A 12,789-nucleotide genomic window follows, 5' to 3' on the forward strand; every position below is an offset into this window, starting at 1 on the left:
GCCCTACTCCCTTCTCCGGCGGGCATGGACGAGCAGGACGGAGGCCAGCGAAGGCAGTCGGCAGGCGGCGCGGTCCAGGGGCCGCAGCGGACGCGGCACGTCGTGATACGGCGCGCCCGCGATCCGTACGACCTCGAAGCCGCAGGCTGGCAGGAAGCCGCGCAGCGCGCGGGCGGTGTAGAGGCGCAGATGGCCGACGACCTGGGTACCGGGCCGGCCGTGGATGCCTCGCATACTCACCTCCGAGAAGACGGGCTGGACCCCGGCGAGGAGGAGTCCACGGTTGTACCAGGCGGCGAGATTGGGGGTGGAGAGCATCAGGTGACCGCCGGGACGCAGCACCCGGCGCAGTTCGTCGAGGGCCGCGTCGGGATCGACGAGATGCTCGATGACCTCGCTGAAGAGGACGGCGTCGGCGGTGGCGTCCGCGAACGGCAGGCCCCCCTCGCCCAGTTCACCGCGTACGGCGTATGGGACGCGCGGGGCGGCGCGGCGCAGTGCGTCCTGCGACCAGTCGACGCCGACGATGCGGTGGCCGGGCAGGAGACCGGCCGCGATGGCGGCCGCGCTTCCGTCGCCGCATCCGATGTCCAGGACCGTGGCCGGAGGCGCGCCGGAACGTACCGGTCCCAGGGCCCGGGCCAGCATCAGGGCCTGACGGCGGCTGCGGGCGTCACCTGAGGCGACGGGGACGGCGGGGTTCTCGTAGAACTCCCGGAGACTGTGGTGGGGTTCGCGGTCCGCTGTGGCCTGCGGGCCGTCCCGTTCGGTGGCCGCCTGCCGGATCACGGGGCAGCTCCTTCCCCCGGGCCGTCTCCGGCCCCGAACCCGTCTCCGGCCCCGAACCCGTCTCCGGCCCCGAACCCGCCTCCGGCTCCCGCGTCGTCTCCGTCCCTCGGCCCGCCTCCGGTCCCCAGCCCGTCTCCGGTCTCCGGCGTCCAGGACGTGGCCGCGAGCGACCGGGCGAAGAGCGAGCCCAGGCGGACGCCCGCCTCGTCGTCCAGGAGCGCGTGCGACCAGCGGAGTGCGAGCTGGACGCGCCCGCCGACGGAGACGGTGGTGACGGTCAGGCCGCGCGGCATCCGGGCCGGGGCCGAGAACCACACGGCGGTGGGACGCCCCGCGTCCCCGAAGTCGAGCGGGTAGGGGATGCGGCCGATGTTGGATAGCAGCGTGGTGGACGCCAGCGGCGCGGCAGCCGTGCGCAGCGCACGCGTGAGGACTCCGCGCGCGCCGACCGGAAGCACCGGCGCGGTCAGCAGCGCCGCACCGAGGCCGAGCTGGGAGCCCGGCGCGGCCTTCAGGGACCGGGTGCGGGCGGCGGTGCTCCGCAGCAGCCGGGCGACCGCTGCCGGATCGGGAGGATCGGCCGTGAGCAGCGCGGCATCCCGCTCCTCCGTCGGCCCGAAGCCGACGGAGACCAGCCGGGTGCCGTTGCCGATGGGCATGTCCGTACCGCGCGGGCGGTCGTCCACCGGCATGGTGACGACGACGGGGGCGCTCGGGCGTCCGTGTACGTGGTTCCAGCGGGCCACCATCAGGCAGGTGGCGACGAGGAGTTGGTCATTGACGGTGAAGGCGGCCACGCCGTCGACGCGGGGCGGCCGGGCCGGGACGGGCAGCTCGGTGATGAGCATGCCGTTGCCCCGCCCGTCGCGGTTGGCCCGCCCGTCACGATTGCCCCGGCTGTTCGCGCGGCGCGGCCCGTGGTCGGCGGCTATCCGTACCGGCCGGGCCAGGCGGTGCCCGCCGAGTGGCGGCGTGTCATGGGGCGCGCCGCCCGCAGCGGCTCCGGCCGCGCGTACGGGAGGTGGCGCCGGGGAGTTGTCGGCGCCGCCGTAGAGCTGGGCGGCGGTGGCCAGGACCCGAAGACAGGCCGGTCCGTCCAGCGCGGTGTGGTTGATGGTGACGAGCAGTACCGTTCCGCCACCTCCACCCCCACCTCCGCCCACGCCTCCATCCGACTCCCGTTCGATGACCTCCAAGCGCACCGGCGGAGAGGCGTCCAGCGGCGGACAGTCCGCCAGGGCACGTTCCCGGGCCCGTTCGAGAGCGTCCGGGCCCGGCGGCGGGAAGACGACCGGGTCCACGTCCGGCACGCCGGTCAGCTCCCATGCGTACCGCCGCCGCCACCAGCGGTGCGGGGCCTGGCGCATCAGGATGCGGGGATGCCGGCACAGCGCCTCCCGGAACGCCGCCCGCAGCCGGCCGGGGTCCGGCCGACCGGGCAGATGCACCTCGATGTGCACGGTTTCCGGTTCGTCGTCGGTGAGGCAGTGCCGGGTGATCTCGTCCACCACCGGGAACGGAATCCGCCGTACGGCCCGGTCCGCCGCACCGGGCGGCCCGTCCCCGGCCGGTTCCTGCCGTGCCGGTTGCAGTGCGGTCATCGGGTGGGTTCCTCCCCGCTGCGGTCCGGTGAAATGCCGTTTGGCGGCGTGTCATTCGGTGGCGTCTCGTTCGGCGGCGGCGCGCTGTCCGACGCCGCAGCGCGTCGTCGTCGGCGGCGGGGCAGCGGCGGAGCCGGAGGCCCGGACGCCGCCCCAGGGATCGGCTGCGTAGCTCCCGCTCCCGCGGCCGACACCGGTTCCCCGGCCGACTCCGCCCCCTCCCGAGGCCCAGGCCCCGCCCCCACCCGAGCCCCCCGCCGCGCCCCCGCACCCGGCACAGTCACCACCGCCGCCGCCAGCGCCAGCAGCGCCAGCGCCTGGGCCGTGGCGCTGAAGGCCCCGGCGTCGGCGGCGGCCGGTTCGCCCGCGCCGAGGGCCGCCGTGATGCCGGCGCCCACCATGGCCAGCAGCGCGACCGGTACGAGGAGTCCCGGCAGGAACCGGGCCCCCAGGGCCAGCAGCGGCACGATCACGGCGTACGGCCCGGCGGCGAGCGCCACGACCACCGTGAGGGCGACGGCCCCCAGCAGCCAGGAGGGCGCGGGCGGCGCCTGCGGTTCCGGTGGCGTGCGTGGCGTACGGCGTATCAGGGCGGAGCCGATGAGTACGGCGATGCCGAGTGCGCCGCCGAGCAGTCCGAGGTCGTAGGTGGTGGACGGCGCGTACGACAGCTTCACCAGCCCCCCGGTGCCCGCCGGGATCAGGAAGCCCTGCTGCCAGCCGTCGAGGCGGACCGGTGACAGTTCGCGTCCGTCGAGCGTCGCGTGCCAGCCGGCGTTGGCGTTCTCGTACATCTGGAGGTACGCGGCCGCGCCGGTGCCCACCTGCACCGACCGCTGGTCGCCGGCCCAGTCCATGGCCGTCGCCGACCGCCGTTCGGAGGCGGGTGCGGGGGCGCTGCCCCGGGTGAGGGTGACGTCCGTCAGCGCGAGCGGGCCCTGGTCGCCGGCTTCCACCTGGTGCTGGCCGGAGGGGAGTTGCAGGCGCCCGCCCTGCGCCTCGCCCGCGCACAGTTCGACGGTGACGGGCCGGCGTTCGGTCAGATCGCGGACGTACCCGGAGGCCTTGGTGGCGTGCAGGGTGCCGTCCACGGCCAGCGGCGGGCCCTGGCCGCAGGCCAGCGAGAACCGGTCGGTGGCCGAGGGCGGCGGGGTGCGCAGCGCGTCGAGGGCCGGGATGTAGACCTCGCTCAGGCCGACGGGCAGCTGCAGTGCCTGGTCGGCGACCGGGTTGTGGACGGTGAGTTCCTTGACCTTGCTGATGGTGATGTCGAGGCGGTCGGTGGTGATGGGGTCGAAGCGGGCCTGGCCGTTCTCGTCGACCCCGGCGGTCGCGGCGCCGTCGGGGGAGTTGACCAGGATCTGTTCGGGGCGGGTGGAGATGCCGCCGGCCGCGGCCAGCACGATCTGGTCGACGGTGCGTTTGCCCGGCCAGCGCAGGTGCAGGGTCGGTCGGTCGCCCGCGATCCAGGCGGTGGTCAGGTCGCCGTCGACGAGGTTGCGGGGGCTGAGCGAGCGGCCGGAGCCGAAGCTGGTGGAGTCGGCGGTGGCGGTGATGCGTTCCTTCTGCCGGGGTGCCGCCCGGTCCAGCAGCTGGTCGAGTTCCGGTCCCGGTACGGCCAGGGCCTTGGCCGACACCTGGTACGACGCGTCCGTGCCGGTCCGGAACTGGCGGTGCAGCCCCACCTCGGCGGAGACCGGCGAGAGGCCGCCGGGGTCGCTGCCGCGGTGCAGGGAGTACGTCGCGGACGGCGCCGTGGACTCCTCGTCGTCCTTCGGGAGCTGTAGCAGCCGGGTGACCTGCACGCCCGGTACCGACACCTCGGAGAAGCCCGCGCCGGACAGTCCGGCGCGCGGCGTCTGCGACCCGGTGATGGTGATCTTCAGCCACTTCGCGACGCCTGCTGGTGCCCTGACCTGCTGCTTCGTGCCGTTGGTGAGCAGCTGGCCCCGCACGCTGCCCCGGTCGGTCTCGATGCGTACGGACGTCGGTGCCGCCCGCATCCCGTCGCCGGGCAGCGGTGTCAGCGAGATCCTGGACGGTACGGGCGTGGGCCGGGTGAAGCCGATCCGCAGCCACTGGCCGGCCGGTTCGCCCGCGCTGCCCTCGGCCCAGCCGGTGTCCGGGTTGCCGTCGAAGGCGTGCACCGGGTCGTACTGCGGCAGGTGGAACAGCCAGTTGCCGCTGCTGGAGGCGGTGACGGAGGAGGCGCCGCGCAGCACGCCGGTGGTCTGGTGGTCGATGCCCTCGGTGGGCAGGATCTGGCGCGGCGGGCGGCCGGGGTCCTGGACGCTGTCCGGGTGATTCCGCTCGCCGGGCGCGTACGTATAGGACGTCTGGGAGTTGACCAGTCCGAACCTGGTGTCGGCACGGCGCAGCCCGTCGCCGGTCAGCTGGAGCGGCGGGGTGCCGACGCCCGGGTGGTTGTCGCCGGTCAGTACGGCCGGACGGTGGCGCAGCGTGGGGTCGGCGGACAGCGGGAGCAGTGCCTCCGGCCCCCCGCTGACCTGGGCGGTGTCCGCGACCGGCTGGGCGGTGACCGGTCCGGGCCGTGGGGTGTCCACCGGTTCGTAGATCTCCGCCGACCGCTGGCGCGGATAGAGGCCCTGGATCTGTACCGGGGTGTCGGGGGCGATCTTCCCGTCCGTGGTCAGCGGCCCGAACGCGGCCACCTTGCGGTAACCGGACGCCTCCAGGGTGCGTTTGACGGTCTGCGTCGGTATGTACCCGATCTGGTCCGGGTCGAGGTCGTTGCGTACGACGACGTCGTACAGGCCGGCCCGGCCCAGGAAGTCCCGCAGGCCCGGCACTTCGGAGCCGGACATCAGCGCCTGTTCGACGGCGTCCAGGGCACGCCGTACGCCCGGCGTCCCGAACGGTACGAAGTCCCGCTGGGCCCAGCGGGAGCGGGCGAGCACGTCCAGGGGCTCGTCGATGGGGGAGCCCCAGGTGTAGATGCCGTGCGCGGTGGCGGGGACGACGAGGGCGCGGTTGTCGGGGGTGTTCTTCTTCAGCCAGTCGGCGGTCCGTTCCCAGGCGGAGGGCAGCTTCTTGAAGGCGCCGGGCTGCAGGACGGTGCCGTTGAGGTACGGCAGGGCGAGCGCGGGGACCGTCAGCAGCGCGACGATCAGCGGGATATGGCGGCGCCCCGGGACGCGCCGGGTGCCGCGCCGCTCACTGGCCACGCCGAGGAGGTGCGCCAGGCCGAACGCGAGCGCCAGTGCCGGCCCCGGTTGGAACTTGTAGATGTTGCGGAACGGCCGCAGCCAGCCGTCGAGCCAGTCCTGCCACAGCCCGTGGAACGGACCGCCCAGCGAACCGGCGTATCCCGTGAGGCAGATACCGGCCACGACCAGGACGGTCAGCAGCAGCCAGCGCCGTTCGGGCGCGTCCCGGCGGGCCAGCCCGGCCAGACCCAGCGCGGCGGCCAGTGCCGAGCCGAGGATCGCGGCGGCGCCCGCCGCCATGGTCCAGCCCGCCGGGAGCCAGGGTTCGCCGAAGTTGAGGTAGCCGGTCCAGTTGCCGGCGCCGCGCAGCAGCTCGGTGGCGGACATGGTGCCGGTCGTGGTGTTGGCCTGCTCGATGTACGGCATGAAGTTCTCGCCGTACACCCCGAGCAGCAGCAGCGGCACCGCCCACCAGGCCGTCGCCAGGATGACGCCCGGAATCCACCACACGAGCAGCGCTCTGCGCCGGGCGCCCGTACGCGACAGCACGTACAGCAGGACGGGCAGCAGCGACGCCAGTGTCGAGGCTGCATTGACGCCGCCCATGAAGGGGATGAGCAGCGCGGAGCGGGTGGCGGCCAGGCGCGCCGGGGCGCGGTGGTTGGTCAGCGGCAGCAGGACCCAGGGGAGCAGCGCGCCGGGCAGGGCGGCGGCCGATGTCGAGCCCACGACCATGGTGAAGGTCGGCCACAGTGCGTACGCGGTGGCGGCGAGCAGCCGCGCTGGTGGAGAGCCGACGCGCAGCCGCTCGGCCAGCCGCAGCGCGCCCCAGAAGGCGGCGGTGACGATCAGCGACATCCACAGCCGCTCGGCGATCCACACCGGCAGGTGCACGAGGTCCGTCAGGGCGTAGTACGGCAGGGTCGGGAACGCGTAGCCGACGTACTGGTCCGTGATGCCGCCGAAGCCCGCCCGGTCGTGCCAGAGCTGTCCGAGGTCGCCCAGGAACCGCCAGGGGGCGGTGGTCACCCCCAGCTTCGTCTCGAAGGTCATCTTCCCGGAGGACGGCGCGAGGAAGAGCACGAAGGTGACAGCCCAGAACGCCAGCAGCCAGCGCCGGGAGCGGGGCGGCCCGGGCGGCGGCGCGCCCGGCGCGGCCGCCGGGGTGCCGCCGGCGTCCGGCGATCCCGGCTCTGAGCTGGACTGGAGCGTCTGGGTCATGGCAACCGCCGCAGGATGAGGAGGAGGTTCCAGGTGGCTACTTCGCGTACGCCCGGCAGGCGCGGGATCGTTTCGGCGAGGAATGGCGCGTACCGGGAGCGGGCCGTCACGATCCACACGTCGTCCCGCGCCCTGATCTGCCGCAGCGTCCGGCCGACGTGCAGCGCGAACAGGTTCTCGCCCAGGGTGTGCTTGGCGGCCCGGCCGGTACGCCGCCGGTAACGCTCCCTTGCCCGTCGGGCGCCCAGGTAGTGCCAGGGCGCCATCTCGTGCCCGCCCCACGGGGAGAGCCAGTTGGTGAACGACAGGTAGATCAGGCCGCCGGGCCGGGTGATCCTCACCAGCTCGCTGAGGAAGGTCTGCGGGTCCGCCACGTGCTCCAGGACGTTGGAGGAGAAGCAGATGTCGGCGGTGCCGTCCGCCAGCGGGAGGAGGTAACCGTCGGCGAGCACCGCGCCGCGCGGCGGCCGGCCCCGGGCAGCCAGTTCGCGCAGGTCCGGCTCGAAGAGATAGCCGTGCGCGCCGCGGCGCCGGAACTCCTCGGTGAAGTGCCCGCTGCCGCCGCCGATGTCCGCGACGACCCGGCCCTTCAGCGGCTCGTACCGTTCGATCTGGTCGGCGGCGTCCCGCGCGAGCAGGCCGTAACAGCGCTCGGGGTCGTGCTGCTCGCGCAGGAAGGCGCGGAAGAGGGCGAGAGATCTGCGCAGGGAAGGGTCCCGCACCTCAGCATCACCGCCCGGCGGGGAGGTCGAGGTGTGCCTCGGCGTACGACTCGGCCGCCACGGCCCGGAAGCTGCGGACCGTGGCGCTCCACCGGAACCGCGCGGCGCGCCGCGCGGCGGCGGCCCCCAGGGCCTGCCGGCGCGGACGGCTGAGCGCCAGCGTGCACCAGCGCGCGGCGAAGGAACTCTCACCGCGCGCCAGCAGCCCGGTCACTCCGTCGTCGACCGAGTCGCGCAGGCCGGGGATGTCGAACCCGACGGCCGGAGTGTGCCGGGCGGCGGCTTCCATGACGACCAGCCCCCAGCCCTCGACCAGCGACGGGTGCAGCAGCAGCCAGGCCCGGCAGAGGAGTTCGTGCTTGTCCTGCTCACTGATCCGGCCGGTGAAGTGGACGTCGGGACCGGCCATGGCCGCCAGGCGGTCGCGCTCCGGACCGTCCCCGACGATCACCAGTCGGCCGCCGGTGACCGGCCGTACCCGCTCCCACAGGCGCAGCAGCAGATCGACACGCTTGTACTCGACCAGTCGCCCCATGGCCAGGAACAGCGGCTCCGGCGACTCGGGGAGCAGCGGGCCGGGCTCCTCCACACCGTTGTGCACCAGCCGGATGCGCTCCCGCTCCACGCCGAGGCCGCGCAGCGCGGCGGCGGTCGAGCCCGATACGGCGACCATGAGGTTGCCGCGGTGGGTGCCCGCCAGCGCCCAGTGCTCCAGCCGGCGGCCGAGCCGGGCGGCGGGCGCCGGGTAGCGCATCCCCCACAGGTCCGTGTGGACGTGGTTGACCAGGCACAGCGTCGGTCCGCTGTGCCACAAGGGGGCCAGGTACGGCATCCCGTTGCACACCTCGACCAGCAGGTCGCACGCGCCGACCCGGCGGCTGAACTGCCGCCGTACCCGCAGGAAGTGCCCGGCGTCGCCGCCCGCGGACACCACCCGGTAGCCGCGGTCGGCGGCGGGCCCGCCGCACAGCAGTGTGACCTGGTGGCCGTGTGCCGTCAGACCTTCGGCGATGCGGTCGACGAGCAGCTCGGAGCCGCCGGCGGCGGGGTTGCCCAGGTCGCGGCGGGCGAGGAAGACGATGCGGCGGGGGAGGGGGAGCGGGGGTGTGGGGTGGTCGGAGGTGGGTGGTGGGGCGGGACGGGCGGGAGCTGTGGTGTGCGCTGTCGGTGCGGGTGATTCGGGTGCTGCATGGCGTGCGGATGATTCGTGGCGTGCGGGCGGTTCATGGCGTGCGGATGTGTCATGGCGTGCAGGTGATTCACGGCGTGCGTGCGGTGCGGCGGACAAGGACGGTCGTACGTGCTGGGGCATGTGCGCTCCAACTCGTCTCAGGGTGCGGTACCAGTGGTGTGGGGGGACGTACTGCGTACTGAGTCGTGCGGACCTGCCGGCCTGGGGCTGCGGACGGGGGCGGGGGACGGATGACGGGGACGGGCGGGGGACCGGTGCGGGGACGGGGTCGCGGGTGGGTGAGCTGGATAGTTTTCGCCGCCCTGTTCGATGCGGCTACTCACCGGCGTGACAATTTCCGCCCCGGCTCCGTCTGACGCCTCATCACTTCGCGCAGGATCAGCTGAACCGCCGCCTCCCGCGCACCACCAGCACCACTCCGAAAAGCGTCAATCCGCCGCCCGCCACGGCCGCCGCGAGCGGCGCCGTCTCGCCGACCGTCCGGAGCTTGCCACTGTCCGCGTCCGCCAACGCCACCTGCTTGCGCTGGGTCGCGGGCGTGAACTCGATCCCCGAACCGCGCAGCAGGGTCACCGCGTCGGTCCGCGCGCCGGGCGCCCGCAGCGTCTTGTGCGGCGAGATCGACGCGTTGATGATCCGGCCGGTACGCGGCTCGACGACCAGCTCGATCCCGCTGTTCGCATACCACTCCTCGGCCTGCACCTGGCCCTGCGCCGGCCGCCCGACCAGCCGCCCCGGCACCTGCCGGCTGCCCGTCCTGGTGGGCTCGACGGTGCCCGTGAAGCGGTAGCCCTCGTACCCCTGCACGCGCTTGGTGCCGGCGAAGCGGAGCGGGACCGCGGCGCCGAGGGTGCTGTCCCACCAGCGATAGGTCCGGCGCTGCACGTCGAAGGGGAACTTGAGGTAGGCATCCCCTTCGAAGCGGGTCGGCGCCTCCTCGCAGCAGTGCACCGGCGCGTTGGTGCGCCGGTCGGTGACCCACCGCTCCAGCGTCCACTGGAACGCCTTGCGCGGATCCTTCAGCTCCAGCGTCACGGGGGTGTCGACAGTCGTGGACGCGTCCCACACGGCCCGTCCGCTGCGCTCGCTCTCCGCCACGTCGCCCAGTACGTGCCGGGTGATGGTGATCTTCTGCCGGTTCTTCGTGCGCAGCGTCCCGGTGTCGAAGTAGCTGCCGGTGCCGGCGAAGACGGTGGTCGCGTCGACGTCCACCGGGGTGCGCTGGGCGCGCGGCGCGACGTACCAGGCGAGCATCGGGGCGAGCACCAGGAGGAAGACGCCGAGTCCCAGCAGGACCAGGGAAAAGGGTGAGGCGGTCTTACGCATACGAGCACTCCTGAGGGCGGCGGGGGCAGTGCACGTGCGGTGTGGCGGTGGTCCGGGTGAACGGGCGGGAACCGTAGGCGCATCCTTGACATGCCGTCAATGCCCCCCACACACTCGGCAGTCACCGCGGCCGTCGCGGTCCGGCGTCCCGTCGGCGCGGTACGGCACCGTGGCCGCCGTCGCGCACTCCGGCGTGCGCCCGAGGCCGTCCGCGGGCCGGGCCGGGCCGGTGCGCCGCGCAACCCTCGACGTACCCGTCACCGAAGGGGCCCGCCGCGCCATGCACAGACTGCTCGCCGCCGTACTGACCTCGCTGGCCGCCGCCGCCCTCGCCGTCGGCGCCTCCCTCGGCATCGTCGCCGCCCTGAACGCCACGCCCGAACAGCCGAACGTGCCCCTCGTGACCTTCGACCGGACGCCCTAGGGGAGGTCGCAGGCGTGGTGGAGACCGCCCGCTCGGCCTGGCGCGACGTACCCCCGGCGCAGGTACGGGAGTTCGCCGTCCGCGCACTCGAAGAGGTCCCGGCACTGGCCCAGCGCATCCTGGCGGAAATCCGCCGAGAGTACCCGCAACTGCCGCTCGCCCTCGACGAGTACGGCGAACCGCGCGCCCTGACCGGCATCCGGCAGTCCTTGGAGCACTTCGTCGAGCACATGTCCGCCGGCCTGGACAGCCCGCACGTCCACCCGCGGATCTTCCAGGAGTTCGGCCGCGGCGCGGGCATCCAGGGCCGCAGCCTGGACGCCCTCCAGGCGATCTACCGGCTGGGCGTACGGCTGGCCTGGCGGCGGCTGGCGGAGATCGGCCAGCAGGTGTCGATCCCGGCCCCCGCCATGTACGAACTGGCCGAATCCGGCTTCGAGTACCTGGACGGGCTGGTCGCCGAATCGGTACGCGGCTTCGCCGAGGCCGCGGCCCGCCAGGCGGGCGAACGGCTGCGGCACCAACGCCGCCTCATGGAACAGCTCTTCGCGCCCGGGGCGCGGGCACCCAACGCCCCCGCGCTCACCGACCGCGCCGCCCGGATCGGCTGGACCCTGCCCGAACGGGTCGCCGTGGCCGTACTGCTGCGCCCGGCCCGCGAGTCCGTCGCCCCGGCCGTCGGCCCGGACGTCTTGCTGGACATGGAGTGCGAGCGGCCCCGCATGGTGGTGCCGGAGCCGGACGCCGCCGGGCGCGGGGAACTGCTCCAGCGGGCCACGGCCGGGTGGTCGGGTGCGCTCGGTCCGGCCGTACCCCTGGCGCACGCGGCGAAGTCCCTGCGCTGGGCGGGCGCCGCGGTCGACCTGATGGAACGCGGCCTGCTGCCCGCCGGGCAGCTGCTGCACTGCACCGAACACACCGAAGCGCTGGTCCTGCTGCCCCCCGAGGAGCTGATCGAGGACCTGACCCGGCGGCGCCTGGAACCCCTCGCGCACTGCGGGCCCACCCACGGACGCCGGCTGGCCGAAACCCTGCTCGCCTGGCTGGAGACGCGCGGCGGCGCCCCCGAAGTGGCCGCCCGGCTCGGCGTCCACCCGCAGACCGTCCGCTACCGGCTGCGCCAGATACGCGAACTGTGGGGCGACGAGGTGGACGACCCGGACCGCCGCTTCGAACTGGAACTCGTGCTACGGGCCCGGCGGCTGCGGGGTGAACTCAGCGTGCCGGGCGGTCCTTCCTGCCCTCGGTGAACAGCTCGAAGCCGTCGAGCAGCCGGGCCAGGCCGAACTCGAACATCGCGTCCAGCTGCAGCATCCCCGCGTCGTCCTGGTCGCCAATGCCCGCGTACATGGGGAACGCACCGGACTCGATGATCCGCTCGTACTCCGGCTCCAGCGAGGCCATCCACTGGTCCTGGTCCATGCCGGTGTGCTGCTCGGCCTCCAGATCCTCCTCCAGGGCGACCGCCGTGCCGCGTACGTGGTTGAGCAGCGTCAGGGCCAGCCGCAGCTTGGTCAGCGGGTCGAACCGCGCCACCGCGCCCATGGTCCACTCGATGAGGATCATCGCGTGCGGCATCGGCTGCGGGCGGGTGATCGACAGCCACTGGGCGACCCATGGATGCCGCTGGTACAGCTTCCACTGGAGACGGGCCCCGGCCTCCATCCGCGCGCGCCAGTGCCGCGGCGCCGGGTCGGGCAGCTCGATCTCGGCGAAGGTGGCGTCCGCCATCAGCATGACCAGTTCGTCTTTGTTCGCCACGTGACGGTAGAGCGCCATCGAGGACGCGCCGAACTCGGCGGCCACCCGGCGCATCGACAGGGAGCGCAGGCCCTCGGCGTCGGCGATCCGGACACCGGCCCGCACGATGCGGTCGCGGCTGAGGCCGGGGGACTGGCCAGGGGTCTGGCCGGGGGCCGGGCCGTCACCGGGCGGGAAGGGCTGACGGTCGCCGCCGGAACCACCGTTGCCGCGAGGCCGGGGCGCGGGCGCCCCGTCCGTGCCCGCACCGGGGTCCGCGACCACCGTGCCCACCCCCGGCACGGCCCGGACCAGCCCCTCCTGGCGCAGCGTCGTGAGGACCTTGGTCGCGGTCGCCATCGCCACCCCCCACTCCCGGGTGATCGACCGTGTCGAGGGGACACGGTCGCCCGCGGTCAGTTCTCCCGCGTCGATACGCCGACGGATCTCCGCGACGATCCGTCGGTACGGCGGGGTGACGGCTCGGTCCACGGTGGCGGCCTCCGAAGTCTCCGTACTAGTGCACCAGGGGCTGTGAGGGTAACAGGGCCGGGTCGGCGCCGGTGGGGGGCGCCCTAGCTGCACTAGTGTGATGCACGCCCAATTC

At 73.8% G+C, this 12,789-nt stretch carries 9 protein-coding genes; 2 read left to right on the top strand and 7 right to left on the bottom strand.

Annotation, left to right across the window (positions count from 1 at the left end):
- Positions 1-3: 3 nt before the first annotated feature.
- The 6 genes from ACZ53K_RS20750 to pgfA form a co-directional block, all read right to left on the bottom strand.
- Positions 4-786: a class I SAM-dependent methyltransferase gene (locus ACZ53K_RS20750; RefSeq protein ID WP_468838879.1), complete on the bottom strand. Its 783-nt coding sequence runs from the start codon at positions 784-786 to the stop codon at positions 4-6.
- On the bottom strand, positions 786-2,390 hold the full coding sequence (locus ACZ53K_RS20755; protein WP_468838495.1) for a condensation protein: 1,605 nt from the start codon (positions 2,388-2,390) through the stop codon (positions 786-788). The genes ACZ53K_RS20750 and ACZ53K_RS20755 overlap by 1 nt, the downstream gene beginning before the upstream one ends.
- Positions 2,387-6,778, bottom strand: coding sequence for an alpha-(1->3)-arabinofuranosyltransferase domain-containing protein (locus ACZ53K_RS20760; RefSeq protein ID WP_468838497.1), 4,392 nt, complete (start codon positions 6,776-6,778; stop codon positions 2,387-2,389). The genes ACZ53K_RS20755 and ACZ53K_RS20760 overlap by 4 nt, the downstream gene beginning before the upstream one ends.
- Complete coding sequence (locus tag ACZ53K_RS20765; RefSeq protein WP_468838500.1) at positions 6,775-7,500, bottom strand: class I SAM-dependent methyltransferase; 726 nt, start codon at positions 7,498-7,500, stop codon at positions 6,775-6,777. Before ACZ53K_RS20765 ends, ACZ53K_RS20760 begins: the two co-directional genes overlap by 4 nt.
- A 7-nt stretch (positions 7,501-7,507) precedes the next feature.
- Positions 7,508-8,812 carry a glycosyltransferase family 4 protein gene (locus tag ACZ53K_RS20770; protein WP_468838502.1) on the bottom strand — a complete coding sequence of 435 codons (1,305 nt, stop codon included), beginning with the start codon at positions 8,810-8,812 and terminating at the stop codon, positions 7,508-7,510.
- A 258-nt stretch (positions 8,813-9,070) separates the two neighbouring features.
- The gene (gene pgfA / locus ACZ53K_RS20775) at positions 9,071-10,018 is read right to left on the bottom strand and encodes a cell envelope lipid trafficking protein PgfA (protein WP_468838505.1); all 948 of its coding nucleotides are present in this window, start codon (positions 10,016-10,018) and stop codon (positions 9,071-9,073) included.
- A 280-nt stretch (positions 10,019-10,298) separates the two neighbouring features.
- On the opposite strand from pgfA, the gene ACZ53K_RS20780 reads away from it, so the two are divergent.
- Together ACZ53K_RS20780 and ACZ53K_RS20785 are read left to right on the top strand one after the other, a co-directional pair.
- Entirely contained in the window at positions 10,299-10,442 is a 144-nt protein-coding gene (locus tag ACZ53K_RS20780) for a hypothetical protein (RefSeq protein WP_468838508.1), read from the top strand.
- 14 nt (positions 10,443-10,456) lie between these two features.
- The gene (locus ACZ53K_RS20785) at positions 10,457-11,692 is read left to right on the top strand and encodes a PucR-like N-terminal domain-containing protein (RefSeq protein ID WP_468838511.1); all 1,236 of its coding nucleotides are present in this window, start codon (positions 10,457-10,459) and stop codon (positions 11,690-11,692) included.
- Here the strand turns inward: ACZ53K_RS20785 and ACZ53K_RS20790 are convergent.
- A complete protein-coding gene (locus tag ACZ53K_RS20790; protein ID WP_468838514.1) occupies positions 11,658-12,674 on the bottom strand; it encodes a GntR family transcriptional regulator in 1,017 nt (338 codons plus the stop codon). The genes ACZ53K_RS20785 and ACZ53K_RS20790 overlap by 35 nt on opposite strands.
- Positions 12,675-12,789: the final 115 nt, after the last annotated feature.

Source organism: Streptomyces sp. NPDC033221 (genome assembly GCF_055577005.1).